The organism is Ignavibacteriales bacterium (assembly GCA_015709675.1).
In the GTDB taxonomy this organism is placed as follows: Bacteria; Bacteroidota; Ignavibacteria; order Ignavibacteriales; family Ignavibacteriaceae; genus H2-BAC3.
On the sequence record CP054182.1, the window covers coordinates 2,964,610 to 2,984,635 of the forward strand.

At 41.7% G+C, this 20,026-nt stretch carries 16 protein-coding genes; 14 read left to right on the plus strand and 2 right to left on the minus strand.

Features of this window, described 5'->3' with window-relative positions; genetic code table 11:
• The first annotated feature begins 51 nt into the window (after window positions 1-51).
• The 10 genes from HRU80_11400 to HRU80_11445 all read left to right on the plus strand — a co-directional run bounded on the left by HRU80_11400 (window position 52) and on the right by HRU80_11445 (window position 10,433).
• Window positions 52-1,455 (plus strand): APC family permease, encoded by a 1,404-nt coding sequence (locus HRU80_11400; GenBank protein ID QOJ29448.1) that lies wholly within the window; start codon window positions 52-54, stop codon window positions 1,453-1,455.
• A gap of 20 nt (window positions 1,456-1,475) precedes the next feature.
• Window positions 1,476-2,993, plus strand: a complete 1,518-nt coding sequence (locus HRU80_11405) for a beta-lactamase family protein (protein ID QOJ29449.1) — start codon at window positions 1,476-1,478, stop codon at window positions 2,991-2,993.
• A 75-nt stretch (window positions 2,994-3,068) separates the two neighbouring features.
• Window positions 3,069-3,680 (plus strand): TetR/AcrR family transcriptional regulator, encoded by a 612-nt coding sequence (locus HRU80_11410; protein ID QOJ29450.1) that lies wholly within the window; start codon window positions 3,069-3,071, stop codon window positions 3,678-3,680.
• Entirely contained in the window at window positions 3,677-4,645 is a 969-nt protein-coding gene (locus HRU80_11415) for an efflux RND transporter periplasmic adaptor subunit (GenBank protein QOJ29451.1), read from the plus strand. Before HRU80_11410 ends, HRU80_11415 begins: the two co-directional genes overlap by 4 nt.
• Window positions 4,623-5,561 carry an ABC transporter ATP-binding protein gene (locus HRU80_11420; protein QOJ29452.1) on the plus strand — a complete coding sequence of 313 codons (939 nt, stop codon included), beginning with the start codon at window positions 4,623-4,625 and terminating at the stop codon, window positions 5,559-5,561. The genes HRU80_11415 and HRU80_11420 overlap by 23 nt, the downstream gene beginning before the upstream one ends.
• Window positions 5,551-6,486: an ABC transporter ATP-binding protein gene (locus HRU80_11425; GenBank protein QOJ29453.1), complete on the plus strand. Its 936-nt coding sequence runs from the start codon at window positions 5,551-5,553 to the stop codon at window positions 6,484-6,486. Before HRU80_11420 ends, HRU80_11425 begins: the two co-directional genes overlap by 11 nt.
• Complete coding sequence (locus tag HRU80_11430; GenBank protein ID QOJ29454.1) at window positions 6,483-7,625, plus strand: ABC transporter permease; 1,143 nt, start codon at window positions 6,483-6,485, stop codon at window positions 7,623-7,625. Before HRU80_11425 ends, HRU80_11430 begins: the two co-directional genes overlap by 4 nt.
• A 59-nt stretch (window positions 7,626-7,684) precedes the next feature.
• Complete coding sequence (locus HRU80_11435) at window positions 7,685-8,755, plus strand: ABC transporter permease (GenBank protein QOJ30532.1); 1,071 nt, start codon at window positions 7,685-7,687, stop codon at window positions 8,753-8,755.
• Complete coding sequence (locus HRU80_11440; GenBank protein ID QOJ29455.1) at window positions 8,748-9,119, plus strand: methyltransferase domain-containing protein; 372 nt, start codon at window positions 8,748-8,750, stop codon at window positions 9,117-9,119. The genes HRU80_11435 and HRU80_11440 overlap by 8 nt, the downstream gene beginning before the upstream one ends.
• Before the next feature lie 240 nt (window positions 9,120-9,359).
• Window positions 9,360-10,433 carry a hypothetical protein gene (locus HRU80_11445; protein QOJ29456.1) on the plus strand — a complete coding sequence of 358 codons (1,074 nt, stop codon included), beginning with the start codon at window positions 9,360-9,362 and terminating at the stop codon, window positions 10,431-10,433.
• 58 nt (window positions 10,434-10,491) lie between these two features.
• On the opposite strand, the gene HRU80_11450 is transcribed toward HRU80_11445, so the two are convergent.
• Window positions 10,492-11,808 (minus strand): GTPase, encoded by a 1,317-nt coding sequence (locus tag HRU80_11450; protein QOJ29457.1) that lies wholly within the window; start codon window positions 11,806-11,808, stop codon window positions 10,492-10,494.
• A gap of 20 nt (window positions 11,809-11,828) precedes the next feature.
• The gene (gene glmS / locus HRU80_11455; protein QOJ29458.1) at window positions 11,829-13,661 is read right to left on the minus strand and encodes a glutamine--fructose-6-phosphate transaminase (isomerizing); all 1,833 of its coding nucleotides are present in this window, start codon (window positions 13,659-13,661) and stop codon (window positions 11,829-11,831) included.
• Window positions 13,662-13,843: 182 nt separating this feature from the next.
• On the opposite strand from glmS, the gene HRU80_11460 reads away from it, so the two are divergent.
• The 4 genes from HRU80_11460 to HRU80_11475 are packed head-to-tail and all read left to right on the plus strand — an operon-like array spanning window position 13,844 to window position 20,021.
• Window positions 13,844-14,506: a TetR/AcrR family transcriptional regulator gene (locus HRU80_11460; GenBank protein QOJ29459.1), complete on the plus strand. Its 663-nt coding sequence runs from the start codon at window positions 13,844-13,846 to the stop codon at window positions 14,504-14,506.
• Complete coding sequence (locus HRU80_11465) at window positions 14,503-15,825, plus strand: TolC family protein (protein ID QOJ29460.1); 1,323 nt, start codon at window positions 14,503-14,505, stop codon at window positions 15,823-15,825. Before HRU80_11460 ends, HRU80_11465 begins: the two co-directional genes overlap by 4 nt.
• 15 nt (window positions 15,826-15,840) lie before the next feature.
• On the plus strand, window positions 15,841-16,908 hold the full coding sequence (locus tag HRU80_11470; GenBank protein QOJ29461.1) for an efflux RND transporter periplasmic adaptor subunit: 1,068 nt from the start codon (window positions 15,841-15,843) through the stop codon (window positions 16,906-16,908).
• Window positions 16,909-16,919: 11 nt separating this feature from the next.
• Window positions 16,920-20,021, plus strand: coding sequence for an efflux RND transporter permease subunit (locus HRU80_11475; GenBank protein QOJ29462.1), 3,102 nt, complete (start codon window positions 16,920-16,922; stop codon window positions 20,019-20,021).
• The last annotated feature ends 5 nt before the right edge of the window (window positions 20,022-20,026 follow it).

A 20,026-nucleotide genomic window follows, 5' to 3' on the forward strand; every position in this document is an offset into this window, starting at 1 on the left:
AATTAAATTTAAGCGAGCTTAAACTAAAAGTCAAGCTAAATTAAAAATAAAATGGATAAATTTCTTCTCCGTTTATGGGTATATTTGCGGGAATTTTTTCAAAACGGAGCTCATTTGCAGGAAAAGCTTAAACGAGAACTTAATCTTACCCAGTCAACCGCCCTGAATATGATTGACATGGTGGGTATTGGACCCTTTATAGTTGTTCCATTAGTTATTCAGGAGATGAACGGCCCTCAGGCAATGTTAGCCTGGGTTCTGGGAGCTTTTCTCTCCTTTCTGGATGGATTCGTCTGGGCTGAACTCGGGGCTGCCTATCCAAACGCGGGAGGTACATATTCATTTTTGAAAAATATTTACGGGGAAAAAGGCCCGGGGAGGTATTTCTCGTTTCTTTTCATCTGGCAGACGATTATCCAGGCCCCTCTGGTGGTTGCTTCAGGGGCAATCGGTTTTGCTCAGTACTTCACCTATCTGGCACCTATTGATCCTCTTATGCAAAAGGCAGTCTCCGGTGCTCTGGTGCTTCTCCTTGTACTTCTGCTTTACAGGAGGATTGGAGAAGTAGGCAATATTTCTGTACTTCTCTGGATTGGCGTCGTAGGAACCATGGTCTGGATTATATTCGGCGGGGTTACTCATTTTGATCCGGCTAAAGCTTTTGATTACCCTGAAGGTGCTTTCACCTTCGACCTGGTATTTTTTGCGGCACTTGGCAGCGCCACGATTAAAACGATATATACCTATCTGGGTTACTATAATGTCTGCCATCTTGGTTCCGAAGTTAAGAATCCTGAGAAGATAATCCCGCAAAGCATGTTTATTTCTATTGCGGGTATTGCAGTGCTCTATCTGATAATGCAGATGAGTTTTCTCGGCGTTATTCACTGGGAGGAAATTAAAAACAGCCAGTTTGTTGTGAGCCTGTTCATGGAAAGAATTTACGGCACCACTGCAGCTAAAATAGTTACTCTGCTGATACTCTGGATAGCATTCTCTTCCCTCTTTGCCGTCCTTGTGGGCTATACACGCATTCCCTATGCAGCAGCTCTGGACGGAAATTTCTTCAAGGTATTCGGCGAAGTGCATCCGGTAAAAAATTTTCCTCATAAATCGCTCCTGATTCTGGGAGGTATTGCATTCGTATTCAGCCTGCTCTTCCGGCTGAAGGATGTCATTGCGGCAATTCTGGCTATGAGAATACTTGTTCAGTTTGTTAATCAGACTATTGGATTAATATATCTTCATAAAAAAGGGGTCAGGGAGAACTTCCCTTACAAAATGCCATTGTTTCCACTTCCCCCGCTAATCTCCCTTCTTGTATGGATAGGGTTGTTTTTGTCAACCGGATTTAATTTTATAGCCGGAGGTCTGGGGATGATTATGCTGGGAAGCATTGTTTATTTTTTCAGAGCATACAGACAAAAAGAATGGCCATTCGCGCAGCAGCTTTAATCGCAGCAGTTTTTTTTTCAATGGTGTCTGTCAGCGGACAGGAATACCAGTATGAACGTATTGTATCAGATTTCAGTTCTCTCAGGGAAAAACTCAATATACCCGGTTTAACCGTCGCCATCGCTCAAAATGGCGAAATAGTTTTTTCTGAGGCTTTTGGCTATAAGGATCTTATCACCCAGACGCCCATGACTGAAAATACTGTATTCCATACAGCTTCGATCACTAAAACTTTTACGGCCTATGTACTGGGCCTCCTTGAGCAGGAAGGCAAAATCTCCATGAGAGATGAAGTTAAGAAATATAATCTTAACCTTGGTGAAGGGGTTCGGGTTGAACACCTGCTTTCTCATACTTCACTCGGAATTCCGGGTAAACAGTTTTATTATCACAGCGGCCGGTTTAACAAACTTGATACAGTGATCTATGAAAGCACCGGAAAATTTCTTTCGGGTCACATAACCGATAAAATTATCCGAAAAATTCCCCTTACATATACATTCCCTAACCCTTATGATACGGCAGATTTCCGTTTGTTCACCGATGAATCACCGCAAAAATTCATCGAGCAGCTTTACACCGGTTATATACACGGAACTGCAAATGTTACCACAAAATCAGAACTTGAAAAAGCATTTGCCGCTTCTGCAGGACTGATGTCGACATCAACTGATCTGGTCCGTTACGGTAATTTCCTGATGAGTGAGACAAATGCCTATGCAGTTTTAAAAAGATTAACCCGCCAGCGCTATTCCCCTGAAGGAGAGTCATTCCCCTACTCCCTTGGCTGGTTTACCGAGTACATAGATTCAGTGAAGTTTGTATGGCACTACGGATATATGGGTACTAATTCATCTCTGCTGATACTTGTGCCGGAAAAGAAATTAACGTTCGCAATTCTCGCGAACAGCAATAATCTCAGCAGGATATATCCCCTTGAGGAGGCAACTTTTACTGCAAGTGAAGCCGGCCTTCTGTTTTTGAAACACTTTTTACCGGGACTGAGCCAGGGTGCTTACAGGGATTTTTCACTTTCAGGGAGGTTGCCGGAAGACACACCTGACTTCAAGCAAATTAATAATTTACTGGATTATGCAAATTATCGCCTGAACTATTATACCTATGGTCAGGTTGCTGATTCGCTTCTATCTAACCAGAAACGAACCGTCAGCGATCAGGCACTCGCAGTTTTAAGCGCTGACTCAAACAATCTAAAGATCAGCAAAAAGTTTTTAATCAGTCAGGAGACTTCTGTCCGTTTCATTTCATCCGGAGAAGGAATCTTCGGTCCGTTGTCAGACTATGGATCCTGCACGGATACAGAAGGGAAAGTGATATGGTCAATGGAAGACAGTCCCAAATATCATGCAGGCGGAAATGCGAAGAATCTTCTTAGCATCTCAGACATTGTCACACTTTTACCCGGAGAGTACACCCTTCACTACCTCACGGATGAAAGCCATTCCCCGGAATTTTGGAACAATTTACCTCCTGATGACCTTTTTTGGGGGATTTATGTTATGCCTACGCCAAATTAATTGAGTTACGGAAACTATTTCTTGCTTTTTTAGTTTCCATGCTGTAAGTTTGGGAATCATAAAGTAAAGTATGAAATGGAAACCAATCAGGGTCTGCTGATTGAGAAAATAAGCCGGATATTCTTCACAAAGGGATTTCAGAAAATCTCAATGGATGAACTGGCCCTGACCTTAAAAATAAGCAAAAAGACCTTCTACAAGTATTTTCCCTCAAAGGAGCAAATCGTAAGGGATTGTGCATTTACCTTCCTGAAAAAAAATATTGAAGCTATTCAGAGCATTGCCGCCTCTGATGAAAATCCTATCCTCAAGTACCTTCAGCTCCTCTCTCACATTGGTAATAATATCGCAACCATTAATAAAGTCTGGCTTGAAGATGTCAGGAGCAGCATGCCCTCTCTGTGGACTGAAATTGATGAGTTCAGAAAGCTGACCCTGGAATCCAGCATGCAGATTCTCTATCGTGAGGGGCTTCAGCAAGGTCTGTTTAAGGAATACCCGGAAGGGCTGATAGTCCGTCTCTTTTCCGTAAGCATTCGAGGTATTATGCATCCTGATTTCATTCTAAACGCAGATTTTGAACCTAAAACCGCATTAATGAACACCATCCATCTTCTCCTTACAGGTATTCTGACTGAAAAAGGCATGAAGGTATATAAAGAAATTCAGAAAAGGAACGAGTTATGAATCGTTTATATTTCATCCCCGTCATTCTTATAAGTTTCTTGATCTCCTCCTGCGGCAAAGGTGATGATGAGGAATATCTGGAACTCACCGGGAATCTTGAGGCTGTAACAGTAACGGTATCGAATAAAACCGCAGGAACGATAATTAAACTTATGGCTGATGAAGGATTTAAGGCAGAGAAAGGTGACACACTCGCGATTATTGATACCGAAGCATTGCTGCTTCAGCTCCAGCAGGCCAGGGCAAACCGTGAGGCTATTCAGGCACAGTTTTTATTACTGAAAAACGGCGCAAGAAAAGAGGATATTGCCCAGGCCGAAAGCATATATAAACAGACAGAAGCGGCATATAAGACATCACTTACGGATCTTCAAAGAATTGAAGCGCTGTTACAATCTGGAAGTGTTACACAGAAGCAGTTTGATGACATACAGCTTGTAACTGAAACCCGCCGTCTGCAGATGGCTTCAGCTCTGGAGAATCTGAATAAACTCCGTTCAATAGCAAGGCCGGAAGAACTGATGCAGGCAAAAGCCCGTCTTGATCAGGCGGTTGCAGCAGAAGAAATTATCGCAAAGAGTTACAGGGACTGTTTTATCCTCTCACCGGTTTCAGGATATATCAGCAAGTCTTTTTTTGAGGAGGGAGAACTCGTTCAGCCAGGTACTGCGCTTTTTAAGGTCACCAATCTGGATAATATAGAACTGATCGTTTATCCGGAACAAACACACATCGGTAAAATTCAGATTAACGACAGAGCAGATATAATGATTGACAGTTTCCCTGATAAAACCTTCAAGGGAAAGATTGTATATATTTCTCCTGAGGCTGAATTCACTCCAAAGAACATTCAGACAAAAGAAGAGAGGTCGAAACTGGTATTTGCAGTAAAAATTGCAGTTGAGAATAACCAGAACCAGCTCAAATCAGGACTCCCTGCTGATGCAAGAATTTATCTTAAATAAAGCAATTCTTTCGGTAAGCGGACTTACTAAAAGCTTCGGAACTACTGAGGCGGTAAAAGATATTTCCTTCAGCGTATCAGCCGGTGAAATGTTCGGTATGGTTGGTCCGGATGGTGCAGGAAAAACAACAACTCTGAAGGCTGTATGCGGACTCCTGACACCCGATTCGGGAGATATTCTGCTGTTTAATGAAAAGGTGAAACGGTCTGGCAAATCAACGCAGAAGCGCATTGGATATCTCTCTCAGCGTTTTAGTCTCTATGGTGATCTGAGTGTTGATGAAAATCTTGATTTTTTTGCCAGAATCCACGGGCGTAAAGATTATCACGAGGAAAGAAAGTCACTCCTTGAAATGACCCGTCTTTCGGAATTTACCAAAAGACCTGCCGAAAAATTATCAGGCGGAATGAAACAAAAGCTTGCACTCGCCTGCTCCCTTATTCATAAACCCGATTTACTGATTCTGGATGAACCCACAACCGGTGTTGATCCTGTTTCAAGAAGAGATTTCTGGAAAATTCTTTCACAACTCAGGCTGGATGGATTAACTATCATCATGTCAACTCCCTACCTGGATGAAGCGGAAAGATGTGACCGCGTTGCTTTGTTCAATCAGGGAAGAATACTCAGCCTCGATAATCCTGTAAGAATGAAGGAAACCTGCGGTTTTCGGGTATATGAGATTTCAACGTCTTCTATACGGGAAGCTGATGTTTTAATCAGAAACAATTTTCCACTTGTGCCCCAGCTGTACGGAGACCGGCTGCACATCATAGTTGATTCTGAAAGCACACTGCCTGAAAAAATTCTTCCCCTGCTTGCCGAAAATGGAATCAGCGTATTATCATCTGAATATATTATTCCTTCACTTGAGAATATTTTTATAAAAGCTGCTGAAGTGTCATATGCAGAGTAACACACCAGCTATTGAGGTAAAGAATCTTACAAAGAAATTCGGAAATTTTATTTCTGTGAATGATGTAACATTCTCCGTAGCTAAAGGGGCTATTTTCGGTTTTCTGGGAGCAAACGGAGCTGGCAAATCAACAACGATAAAGATGCTAACCGGGCTGCTGAGTCCTACATCGGGCGATGCTTTTGTTGCCGGTTACTCCATTAACGAGCACCCTGACAAAGTGAAATCATCAATCGGTTATATGTCCCAGAAGTTTTCTCTGTACAATGATCTGACCGTAAGGGAAAATATTACATTTTTCGGCAGAGTATACGGACTTGATGATAAAAGTATAAATAAACGACTGACCGAGGCTGTTTCAATAGCGCATCTGGAAGGAAATGAAGATAAACTGACAGGATCTTTGCCGGGGGGTATAAAACAGCGTCTGGCATTGGCTACCGCCGTACTTCATAAACCCGGGATTGTGTTTCTGGATGAACCTACCAGCGGTGTTGATCCCATCGCGCGAAGAGGATTCTGGGATCTTATTCATGATCTCAGTGCTCAGGGAACAACAATCTTCGTAACCACGCACTATCTTGAAGAAGCGGAGTATTGCCATGATATCATTCTTCTTGATGCGGGTAAAATTATTGCACAGGGTTCACCAAAAGACCTGAAATCAGATTATATCGAACACCCGATATTATCAATTGAAACAAACAACCTGGTCTCCGCCATGGGTATAATGGAGAAAGATAAATATGTTGAAGATGTATCCGTATTCGGAAATTCCATTCATGTCGTAACCTCGCTTCATTCAAAACCTGAAGAATATTTCAGAAATCTTCTTGGAGGACACGGATTACATGTCAGCGAATGTAAAAGTGTTCAGCCGACTCTGGAAGATGTTTTCATTTATTTACTGGAGCACAAGAATTGACTGATTCCATTAACCGGATAGGAATTATCGTCGTAAAAGAATTCCGGCATCTTTTAAGAGATGTGAGAATGCTTGCAGTGCTTACCTTTTTTCCGGTATTTCTGCTCCTTATGTTCGGTTATGCGGTTAATTTTGATGTGGATAATGTACCAATCGGCATATATGACGGAGATAAATCTGAATTCAGCAGGGATATGAGATCCGCATTAACAGCATCTGGTTATTTCTATGAATCAGTTCAGATAGCTTCTGAAGATGAGATTTTTGAAGTTATTAATGCTAACAGGGCTAAATGTGTAATTATCATTCCTGAAAATTTTTCATCAGACTACCATAAAGGGAAGGAAGCGAAGTTACAGTACCTCATCAACGGAACGGACGGAAATTCTGCTAATATCATTCAAAACTACCTGACATCATTCACCGCTGGCTATTCGAACCGGCTGCGCACTGAGATTTTGGAAGCAAAAGGTTTTTCAGCGTATACCCCCGTTGATTTCAGGCCGATCTACTGGTATAATCCGGAGTTGAAATCTACCAAGTTTCTGATTCCCGGACTAATGGCAATGATTCTGATTATGATTTGCGTCATTACCGTTGCGCTTTCAATTGTGAGAGAAAAAGAACGAGGGACAATGGAGCAGATTGAGGTCTCCCCTGTGCTTTCTCATGAATTACTCATCGGAAAAACCATTCCTTATATACTACTTTCCCTGCTGAGCGGTATATTTATTCTCATTGCCGGTTTTGTATTATTCTCCGTGGAAGTTAAAGGAAGTTATCTGCTCCTGTTTATATCCACCATTCTGTTTATCTCCGCATCTACATCACTTGGCATCTTTGTCTCAGTAATCTCGGATACCCAGCAGGTTGCATTTTCTATTGCTACATTTATCTCAATGCTTCCGGCAGTGATTCTGAGCGGATTTATTTTTCCGCTGGAGAGCACACCGGTAGCTGTTCAGGTTCTGAGTTACATAACTCCCGCAAAGTATTACATTATTACCTTAAGGTCTGTAATTCTCAGGGGTGCAGGAATATCTGCATTCTGGGAACAGCTGCTGTTGTTAATTGCATATACGGCAATTTTTCTATCGCTCGCCAACATTGCATCTAAAAAGAAAGCCCTTAAGTTGTGATAAGATCAATAATTGCCATAATCATAAAGGAGTTTCAGCAGTTCAGGCGTGATCCTAAAATGTTTGGAATCATTCTTGTCGCCCCGGTGGTTCAATTGATTTTTTTAGGATACGCAGCCACCTTAGATCTGAAATTTATCCGGCTTGCGATCTATGATCAGGATAACAGCCGTCCAAGCCGTGAATTAGTAAAGGAACTTGAAGCCGGTAAAATCTTCTACATAGAAAAATATCTGAGCAGTTATCAGGAACTTGAAGAGAGCATGCAATCAGGTAAAATTCTGATTTCTATCGTTATTCCTCAGGAGTACGAACAGAAACTTTCAAGGAGGGAGACGGCACACCTGCAGATTATCGTTAATGGTTCTGACGGTAATGCCGCTTCAATAGCCACCGGATATATCAGCAAATTTCTTTCCCTTTACGGTCAGAAATACAAGGTCAATCTGTTTGAGAAATCCGGTATGCGCCCGCCTCCCACAGGAACAATAGTCGCCGAACCCCGTGTATGGTTTAATCCGCTCCTTATAACCAGAGTTTACATGGTACCGAGTATCGTCGGGCTCTTACTGAGTATCATCACCCTGATTCTGACAGCGCTGGCCGTTGTAAAAGAAAAGGAAATTGGCACGTATGAACAAATCATCGTCACGCCAGTAAAACCTTATCAACTCATACTTGGAAAGCTCATTCCCTTTATAATTCTTGCTTATGCTGCCGCAATGATTGCACTTGCTGCGATGTGGTTTATTTTTGAGATTCCAGTCAAAGGAAGCCTGAGTTTTCTTCTTATCTCCTCCTTTTTCTATATCCTTTCCACCCTTGGACTTGGACTTTTTGTCTCCACCGTGAGCAAAACACAACAGCAGGCAATGATGATAGCCATATTTGGAGTTTTGCTTCCTATGGTCTATCTTTCAGGGTTCGCTTTCCCGCTGGATAACGCACCCCTGTTTGTGCAGATAGTCAGCTATTTTATACCCCTTACCTACTTTTTTAAGGTAATCAGAGGGGTGATATTACAGGGAAACGGATTTATTGAATTATGGGATGAAGCGCTTATTATGCTTCTTATGGGTGTTATAATTCTCATTGCCAGTGCAATTCGTTTCAGGAAAAAGCTTGACTAAAATTACCTTAAATGCAAAACTTATTAAAGATGTGTTCGAATGGGACAGAACTAACTGGGCAGCATCAGTTGAATTCTGGAATCCGTGGATAGATACCAAAGAACCGGGAAACTTTCTCACCCTCGGAGAAAAACATGGCGGTCTGAGTCTTCTTTTTGCATTATACGGACATTCAGTAACAGCCACTGACCTGGAAGGAGTTACCGGCAGGGCGTTAAGTCTTCATAAAGAATACAACGTCTCTGACAAAATGACGTATGCAAAAGCAAATATGCTCGAAATACCTTTTGAGAATAACAGCTTTGATTTTATAGGATTCAAATCGGTGCTCTGCGATCCAGAGAAAATCAGAAAATCGCCATAAATGAGATGCATAGAGTATTAAAACCAGGCGGAACGCTCCTCTTCGCTGAAAACCTCCTCTCCACCAGACTGCACCAATATCTCCGGAAAAAATTTATTCCCTGGGCTCATTATTGGTGCTATCTCAATTATGATGAGAAGGAGGAAATGTTTGGGCAATTTAGCTCAAACAGTTTTACTACCCACAGAGTAATTGGTTCACTTGCACCAACGGAGAGTCTAAGATTCGCTGCCGGATATCTTGACAAAACAATCTCCCCCGTTTTTCCGCCAGGTTTACGATATATCTTGTTCGGTGCCTGCACTAAATAACAAACAGGGCCGTAGCGCTTCAGATACTCTTACATTGCTTTGGGCTGCAAATGAAAGCTTTGCCGGCGCTTTCCTGCATGCCCTGAATATTCCGTTTAAGGGTATGTATCTTACCGGTTTTTCGCTGTTAATTCTGCAGATGATTGCACTTTCAGCGCAGGGCAAGTTAAAATTCGCCGCTTCAGGATTGCGGGTTTCTGCTATTAAAGCCGTTATTAATCCCTTTGCTTCAATCAATTCTCATCTCGCGGTAATCCTGCAGAGTGTTTTGGCTGGTATATTTCTTTATAAACAACACCTCTCCCTGTTGCGATTACTCCTCCTCAGTATTTCTGCAATGCTGCTATCAGCAATTCAGAGACTTTTTCTTCTCTGGTTGTTTTACGGAATGCTGTTGTATGACGCAGTAAACATTTTTATTCAGAAGACCCTAAGCGAATTCGGGTTAGGAACTCATGTGACAACCACGGATTTCTCGCATCTGATACTGCTGATATATCTGACAGCGCATTTTGCCGCAGGTATTGCTGCGGGTACGCTTATATACAAGTTTACTGGCAAGGATATTACAAAGACAAAGCTAAATGAAATTGAAGAACGCCTGAGCCAGTTTTCTCCCCGTAAGCAAACCAGTGCTGCTTCGCGCAGTAAAAAAATAAAACAGCTCGGTTCATTGATTATACTCATCTTTCTTGCCGGAATCTCCTACACCATCAGCAGTGAAAATTTCCCAATGCTTCTCGCGCAGATAATTATTCGATATGCTTTAGCAGTGCTGGTATTAATGGTAATCAGAGCCGTTTATCTTGGTTTGATTAAGAAACGGTTAGATGATCATACTGACTCCGGTCATTCTGTCGCAGAAGATGTCACTTCGATGAAGGTCTATTTTGCTTTTTCCTATCATGAGACAAAAGGAAAAGCGGTTTACAAAAAACCCTGGATTTTTCTCAGCACACTGTTTTCGATAGCCCGGATTTCAGCAGCATCCGGAGATACATAAAAAAAGCCGGCGGATATAAACCACGCCGGCTTTGCACTTAACAGAAATTCTAGTGTTCTTAGAGGAAGCCCTTCTCAGTAAGAATTTTCTCAAGTGTCAGATCTCCGATTTCCTGCAGATCATAGAAAACACGGCAGGAAGGTTTATTGATCTTCAGGATTCTACCGAGATCGATTGGAGTTCCAATGATAACAGAGTCACAATCTGTAGCGTTAATGGTTTTTTCCAGATCTGCAACCTGCTGATCACCATAACCCATCGCCGGCAGCAATTTTCCGATTTTCGTATATTTATTATACGTATCGGTAATAGTACCAACAGTAAAAGGTCTGGGATCAACAATCTCAGCCGCACCGTAATTCCATGCAGCTATGGTACCAGCTCCGTACTCCATTTCGCCATGAGTGAGGGTCGGGCCGTCTTCAACAACCAGTACCCTTTTTCCTTTAATCACTGAGGGATCAGTGACTTTAATTGGTGAAGCTCCGTCAATAATCACGGCTTTGGGATTAAGCGAACGGACATTATTTCTCACCTGCATAACCGATTTTGGGTCTGCTGATTCAACTTTGTTTATGACCACAACATCCGCCATTCTTACTGAAGTATTCCCAGGATAGTAATTCAGTTCATTACCTGGTCTGTGCGGATCTGCAACGGTAATGGTCAGATCAGAAACATAAAATGGGATATCGTTATTGCCGCCATCCCAGATAATGATATCAGCTTCTTTTTCTGCTTCACGAAGAATTGCTTCATAATCAACTCCGGCATAAATAACTCCCCCTGCAGCCACATGCGGCTCGTATTCTTCGATCTCTTCAATCGTACACTCATGCTTTTTCAGGTCTTCAAATGTTGCAAAACGCTGTACCTTTTGCTTAACCAGGTCGCCATAAGGCATCGGATGGCGGATTGCCACAACCTTTTTACCTGCAGCTCTTAGAAGATTAACGATTTTGCGGGAGGTCTGTGATTTGCCGGATCCGGTTCTTACGGCAATTATTGAGATGACCGGCTTTGTGCTTTTAACCATGGTTTCAGTTGAGCCCAGGAGCCGGAATGAAGCGCCGCAAGCGTTTACCATGGATGCGATATTCATTACATAGTCAAATTTTACATCAGAATAAGCAAACACTACCTGGTCAACTTTGTGCTCCTTTATAAGTTCAACAAGGTCTTTTTCCTCATAGATCGGAATGCCCTTGGGATAATCTGTACCGGCAAGTTCAGGAGGATAAACCCTTCCTTCAATATTCGGTATTTGCGTAGCGGTAAAAGCTACAACTTCATATTTCGGATTATTTCTAAAGAACACATTAAAATCATGGAAGTCGCGCCCTGCGGCTCCCATAATGATGACACGGGATTTCATATAATACCTGTAATTTGTGATTATTCAACCGTGACGCTCTTTGCCAGATTTCGAGGTTGATCCACATTTAATCCTTTTTTTACCGCGACATGATACGCGAGTAATTGAAGAGGAATCACCGTAAGAATAGGCATAAGCATCCGAATCGTTTCCGGAATCTTAACCGTATAATCGGCTAATTTATCAATTTCGGAATCGTTTTCATTTGCAATAGCAATTATCTTGCCTTTTCTTGCGCGTATCTCTTCAATGTTGCTGACTATCTTGTCATAGGTAGAATCCTTAGGTGCTATGAAGACAACAGGCATATTTTCATCAACTAAAGCAATAGGACCGTGTTTCATCTCTGCGGCAGGGTATCCCTCAGCATGAATGTAGGAGATTTCCTTAAGTTTAAGTGCCCCCTCTAAAGCCACCGGAAAGTTATAACCTCTTCCCAAATACAAGAAATTTTTCGCATTTTTGAAATCGTTCGCAATCCGCTCAATCTGATCATTAAGTTCAAGAATCCTGCGGATTTTGTCAGGGATAGTATTAAACTCCTCAACAATCATCTTTCCATCAGCCAGGCTCATGTCTCTTTTACGGGCGATTAAAAGAGTAATCAGAGCAAGTACTACCAATTGGCCGGTAAAAGCTTTGGTTGAGGCTACACCGATTTCCGGTCCGGCGTGGATATAAACACCCGCATCGCTTTCACGGGCAACAGAACTGCCTACGACGTTACAGATACCCAGACATAGCGCCCGTTTTCTTTTTGCCTCTCTGAGAGCGGCCAGCGTGTCAGCCGTTTCTCCGCTCTGTGAAATAAATATAATGGTATCATCAGGCTGTATTATCGGATTACGGTACCGGAATTCAGATGCGTACTCAACCTCGGTCGGAATTCTCAGGAACTGTTCAAACATATACTCCCCTACCAGACCGGCATGCCAGGAGGTACCACAGGCAGAAATAACGATTCTCTTGCTGGCAGCTAAACGGTCAACAACCGTATCCAGTCCCCCGAGTTTTGAGGTTCCCTCATCTAAAAGCAGGCGGCCTCTCATTGAGTTGAAAACGGATTCCGGCTGCTCCATGATTTCTTTTATCATGAACGTAGGATGCCCTCCCTTATCAATCTCCTCCAGCGTCATGCTTACCTCGATGACTTCTTTCTCAATATCCTCATCAAGGATCGTTTTCGCGACAAATCTGTCAGCGTAAACTTCTACTATTTCACCATCTTCTACGTAAACAATGTTTTTTGTATGGGCAATCAATGCAGAGACGTCCGATGCTATGTAGTTCTCTTTTTCCCCGATACCAATTACAAGCGGTGAGCCTTTACGGGCAGCGATTATCTTGTCAGGTTCCTTTGAGTACACAATGGCCAGGCCGTAAGTTCCATCAACTTCAGAAAGAGCCATTCTTACAGCTTTTTGAAAGGAATTCCCTTTTATTAAGAAACTGTCGATGAGGTGAATAATTACCTCAGAATCAGTTTCACTCTTGAAAACATACCCCTGTGAGCGAAGCTGTTTTTTCAGAGTCTGGTAATTTTCAATAATGCCGTTGTGGATAAGAAAAAGTGTGCCATCCTGATTTGTATGCGGATGAGCGTTAACCTCATTAGGTTCACCGTGGGTCGCCCATCTGGTATGTCCGATACCTATTGACGATTCAATTTTTTCCGCTTCGAGTTTCTTCTCCAGAAGGGAAACCTTACCCTTGTTTTTAACTATTTTGGAAGCACCATTGATCAGCACACCTACACCGGCTGAATCGTAACCACGGTATTCAAGCCTTTTCAGACCCCCGATGATAACGGGGATGCTGTTTTTAGTACCTATATACCCGACAATTCCACACATTTTTTCCTCTATACAAATTTTAAAGTTAAATATTAAAGCTCATTCGATAAAGAAAAATGAGGGCTAATCAAAAATTTCCAGGAAAAAATATTTTACCTCTGAATTTTCCTGCAATATCCTCTTGAAAAGTCATAAATCTGAGTTATTTTTGGAAACTAAATAAACTATTTTCGTTTCCATAAATGAATGACATTACCAATACCCTGCCAGAAGATACCCTTTCGGATACTTTTAACAGGATTCTTGTCTACTCCGAGTCACTATTCACTCAATTTGGATTCACGCGGGTCACTATGAGTGAGATCGCCGCCGGACTTTCAATCAGCAAGAAAACCCTTTACAAGCATTTCAAAAACAAGGAAGAAATAATCCACGCCATTTTAAGCAGGACAAAAAGAGCCATTGAATTGCACGTAGACCTTCTGCTTGAAAATCAGCATCTGCCTTTTCTAAAAAAACTCCATTTGCTGCTGGAATTTCTGGGTAAATCAAGTTCCCGGATGAAAGGCCCTCTGATTGAAGAACTGAAGCAGCACTTTCCCTCAGTGTATCTTGAGATCAAAGAGTTTCAGAGAGACAGAGGATTAAACAAATTCACTGAATTAATTAAGGAGGGAGTTGAGAAGGGTGTTTTCAGAAATGATATCAATACAGAAATTATCGTTTATATTTATATCAGTGCGGTAAAAGAACTGATTGATCCTTCATTTCTTTCCACATCTTCACTTTCAGCAGATCAGGTATATGCACATATAACCTCTATTCTCTTTGAAGGAATTCTCACTGAAAACTCCCGCAAAGAATTTATTGCAATTTCACACCTAAATGAAGAGGAACAATTTTGAAACTAACTTTATTTCCTTCTGTAATTTTCCTCCTGTTCTTTTTTATAAACATGCCTCTTTCCGGTCAGGAAGTTCTCCCGCTTACTGAACAGGAAGCCATTGAAACAGGACTAAAGAATAATAAAGTTCTTAAGAGTCTTTATTATAAAACCGTTGCTGCTGAGGCAAAGTATAATGAAGCCGGAACCTATTCTCTTCCCTCTCTTAAATTTCAGGCCTCATACACAAGACTCAGTAAAATAGATCCCTTCAAGATTACCGTTCCCATGCTTGGCAGCTTTGTTCTTAATCCTTCACTGCCGGATAATTATGGGATGAAAGTCTCTCTGCAGCAGCCTTTGTTCACAGGATTTAAGATTTCAAGCGGCACAGACGCAGCAAAATATATGAATATTTCAGCAGCAGCAGAATATGAATCCGAGGTGAGAAATACTAAACTGCAGATTCAGACAGCTTACTGGAATCTCAGGAAAGCTGAACTGATGAAAAAAGTTATGGAAGAAGCGCTTGTTAATCTGAACTCCAGAGTAAAAGATGCTGAGAACTTGTTTAAGCAGGGAATGATAACAAAAAATGATCTGCTTAAAATTCAGGTACAGCAGTCGGATATACGTTACAGGCTGATTGAAATTACAGACGCAGAAATATTCGCAAATACCTATCTTTCTACAATACTCGGACTTGAAAAAAATCCAAAAATAGCTCCTACTGATGAAATCTCCGGAATTGAAAACATTCCTCTCAGTGCGGATGATCTGATTGAACACGCGGTTACCCAGAGAACTGATATCAAAGCACATCAGTTCAGAATATATGCCGCACGTGAGCAAATAACGATAGCACAATCTGCCTGGTATCCGCAACTATTTCTGGCAGGAAATTATATGTACGCGAAGCCAAATCAGCGCTACTTCCCTGCTGAAAACAAATTTCAGGATTCATGGGATGTAAGCGTGGTTATCAGTTATGATATATGGAACTGGCTTGCTCCGCTTTATGTAACAGAGCAGGCAGAAGCAAATCTGAGTACCGCAGAAGAATCCATGAATGCAATGAAAGACGGGATAAAGCTGGAAGTAATTCAATCCTATCTTCAGATTCAGCAGGCTGTAGAAAAGCACAAAGTAGCAAAACTTGGGCTTGAACAGGCAGAAGAAAATCTTCAGCTTACAGAATCAAAATTCCGTGAGGGAATGTCTTTGAGTTCGGATCTCATTGATGCTGAGTCATACCTGATTCAGGCAAAAGTAAATTATACAAATTCGATAATAGATTATAAACTTTCTTACGCACGTCTCATGAAAGCAGCAGGAAAGTAATAAAGAGAGTCCCATATGAAAATATTAAAAAGTAAAACCGGATTACTGGCTATTGTTCTTCTACTTATAGCGGTTCTCATCGCTCTGCTCTTTTATAACCGGACAAAAACTGAAGAGGAATCGGGAGGATGGAGAGCTGACAAATACTACGTCTCCGTCAATAAAGCGGTTCTAAAGAATGTTTCAGAGGAGGTTACTCTTACGGGCACTACAAATGCCTTCAGTGATGTGAACCTTATCTCCGAGACGACAGGTAGAGTGACTTCTGTTTTCTTTAATACAGGTGATTATGTATCCAAGGGAAAGCTACTCGCTCAGGTGGATGATGAACTGAGACTGGCAGCGTATGAGAATGCAAAAGCTATTTACGAAAAAGTAAAAAAGGACTTTGACCGGGCGCAAAATCTGCTTGCTGCAAATTCAGTTACAGAATCACAGTTTGAGTCCGCAAAAACAGCGCTTACTCAGGCAGAGACAAATCTTATCGTCACGAGAAGACAATACCAGGATACAAAAATAACAGCACCTGTTTCAGGATTTGTTACACTGAAAAACATTGATGTCGGATACACACTGCAGGGTCCGCCAGCACCATCATTCATAGCAAATATTGCAGACATCAGCAGGCTGAAAATTAAAGTACTCGTCTCCGAAAAACTTGCTGTTACGATAAAAAAAGGAGATAAAGCGAAAATTGAAACAGATGTCTTTCCTGAAAAGCAGTTTAACGGAACAGTTTTATCAGTAAGTGTAAAAGGAGATGAAGCGCATACCTATCCTGCAGAACTGCTGATACAAAATGATAACAATCTGATGAAAGCCGGAATGTTTGCCCGCGTTACTCTGAAATCCGGAATAATGAAGGAATCCCTAATAATACCACGTAAAGCACTTCTTGAAAGCAAAAAGAATTCAGGAGTTTTTATAGTTCAAGAAGGTAAAGCCCGCTTCAGAAAAATCGTAACAGGAATAGAAACCGGGACAGAAATCGAAGTTCTTTCAGGCATTAATAAAGGTGACCTTGTGGTTACATCAGGGCAGAGTCTTCTTAAAGATGGTTTTGCTGTTGAGATAGTCGAATAGAAAGTTAAACTATGACAATTACTGAACTTTCAATTAAACGGCCATCCCTCATAATAGTGATATTTTTATCGCTGACTCTCCTTGGCATTTTCAGTTACACACAGCTTAAATACGAACTTATTCCAAAGGTCAGTCCTCCTGTAATAACCGTTACAACAGTTTATCCCGGTGCCTCGCCAAATGAAGTTGAAAATGGTGTTTCAAAAATTATTGAGGATGCCCTTTCCGGAATGGATAAAGTCTCAGAAATCCGTTCCACTTCTCAGGAAGGCCTTTCATTTGTTGTGTTGGAACTTCTTAACTCGGCTGATGTAGATATTTCACTTCAGGACGCAATAAGGAAGGTAGGAGAAGTTTCTTTTCTGCTTCCCGAGGGTGCCAAGAGCCCGACTGTCTCCAAAATTGCACTTGATGAAATACCCGTCCTGAGAATCGGAGTTACTGGTAATTTACCCCCGAAAGAGTTTTATACCTTTATTGAGGATCAGATAAAACCACAGCTATCCAAGATTCCGGGAGTTGGTCAGATTTCCATAATTGGCGGTGAAAAACGGGAAATTAAGATTAATCTCAATCAGGATAAACTTCGCTCACTGAATATTCCGTCAACCCTCGTTGCACAAATCGTTCGAGGCGGAAATCTTGACTTCCCTACCGGCACCATAAAAGATGATGATTTACAGTTTGTGGTAAGGATAGCCGGAAAGTTTGAGGCTATTGAGCAAATCAGGCGGCTTCCGGTAGCATCTTCCCGCAACGGCGGCACTATCTATCTTGAGGATATTGCTGAAATAGAAGACGGCATTGAAGATTTAAGAAACATTACCCGTCTTAATGGTAAAACCATGATTGGAATCAATGTTTCAAAACAGACTGATGCTAATTCAGTTGAAGTTGCTAATCTGGTAAAAAATCAACTGCTGGAACTTGAAACCCTCTATAAAAATAACAATATCAAATTTAAGATTGCACAGGACGGTTCACTCTTTACCATTCGTGCGGCAGATGCGGTTAAGTTTGATCTGGGCGTTGCCGTAGTATTAGTTGCATTAGTGATGCTGCTTTTTCTGCATAGCATAAGAAACTCGCTGATAATACTGGTTGCTATCCCCGCCTCTCTTATTTCAACATTTATTGCAATGTATGCCTTCGATTTCAGTCTAAATCTGATGACTCTCTTGGGGCTATCACTGGTTGTAGGAATACTTGTTGATGATTCCATAGTTGTACTTGAAAATATCTATCACCACCTTGAAAACGGAGAGCATAAAAGAACCGCAGCACTTCGAGGCAGAAATGAGATTGGATTTGCAGCACTTGCAATCACCATGGTTGATATAGCCGTTTTTCTGCCGCTGGGACTTGTAAGCGGTATTATTGGCAATATTATGAGGCAGTTTTCTCTTGTTGTCGTATTCTCCACACTGATGAGTCTGTTTGTATCTTTTACGATTACTCCTATGCTTGCCTCCCGGTTCGGAAAACTCGAAAGACTAACAAAAGATTCCCTTGCCGGCCGGATCGCACTCTGGTTTGAAAATGCATTTCACTCATTTACCGAAAAGTATATTAACTTTCTGAAGTGGAGTCTGATCAACAAAAAGAAGGTAATTCTGTATACTGTAATCTTCTTCTTTGCATCTTTATCACTCATTCCGCTGGGATTTATCGGCTCTGAGTTTCTTGCTGTTGCTGACCGCGGACAGTTTGCTATTACTGTTGAATTGCCTCCAGGGTCAAAACTTCATGAAACTAACCGTGTATCCGACCGTATTGAGAGAATGATTAGTGGAATCCCTGAGGTTCAGTCAACCTATGTTACGGTCGGAGCATCAAACGAAGGGCTTATCGGCTTTAGCAACAATAATGTATCAGAGATAAATGTAACACTTACTGATAAATGGAGCAGGAACAAAAGCACTCAGGAGGTGATGAATTACATTAAATCGGAAATAGTAAAAGTTCCCGGAATCAAAGTGCGAATTAACCCCATTGGGCTCTTTGGGATAGCAGACTGGACACCTATACAGATGGCAATAAGCGGTACCAATGTTGATTCGGTCCAGCTCGCCGCTGAAATGATAGAAGATGCTGTTTCTGCCGTACCGGGAACGGCTGATGTCAGATTAGGATCGGAGTCCGGTAATCCTGAAACCAGAATAGTTATTGACCGGGAGAAATTAAATCAGTTTGGACTTAGTATTGCTGAAGTTGGTGCCGCAGTCAGGATTGCATTAACTGGAGATGATCAGTCTAAATTCAGGGATGGCAATACTGAATATACAATCAGAATACGGCTGGACTCGTATGACAGAAATTCTATTGAAGATTTATCAGTAATTCATTTCATCAACAGAAAAGGACAAAAGATAGAGCTTGGACAATTTGCAACTATCGTAAGATCAACAGGACCAACAAAATTGCAGCGTCAAAACCGAAACAGTTCAGTTCTGCTTTTCTCACAGGCAATTGGCAGACCGAGCGGGACAATTTCCCAGGAAATTGAATCCTCTATTGCCGGACTCAATCTTCCTGAAGGTATAAGTGTCACTTTTCTGGGTGATGTCAAACATCAGAAGGAATCATTTGAAAGTCTTGGTCTGGCACTTCTGGCTGCTATTGTTTTCACTTATCTCATCATGGTCGCTCTCTATGACTCTTTCTTTTACCCGTTTGTTGTCCTCTTTTCAGTACCGCTCGCGATTATCGGAGCACTACTCGCCCTGGCAATTACCAATAAGGCCTTAAGTATTTTTTCAATACTTGGCATTATAATGCTGGTAGGACTTGTTGGTAAAAATGCTATTCTGCTTGTTGACCGCACAAATGCAATGAGAGAAAAAGGTCTGCCCCTTTATGAAGCAATATTAGACGCTGGGAAAATGCGGTTACGTCCTATTATGATGACAACGCTCACAATGATATTTGGCATGATGCCGATTGCGTTGTCTGCGTCTGAAGGTGCAGAATGGAAGTCTGGTCTGGCTTGGGCATTAATAGGCGGGTTAACCAGCTCCCTTATCCTTACTCTGGTTATCGTTCCCATTGTATACCAGCTGATGGATGGATTCATTGAAAAGTTGAAAGTAAGAATAAAAAAATATACTGACTAAAGAAA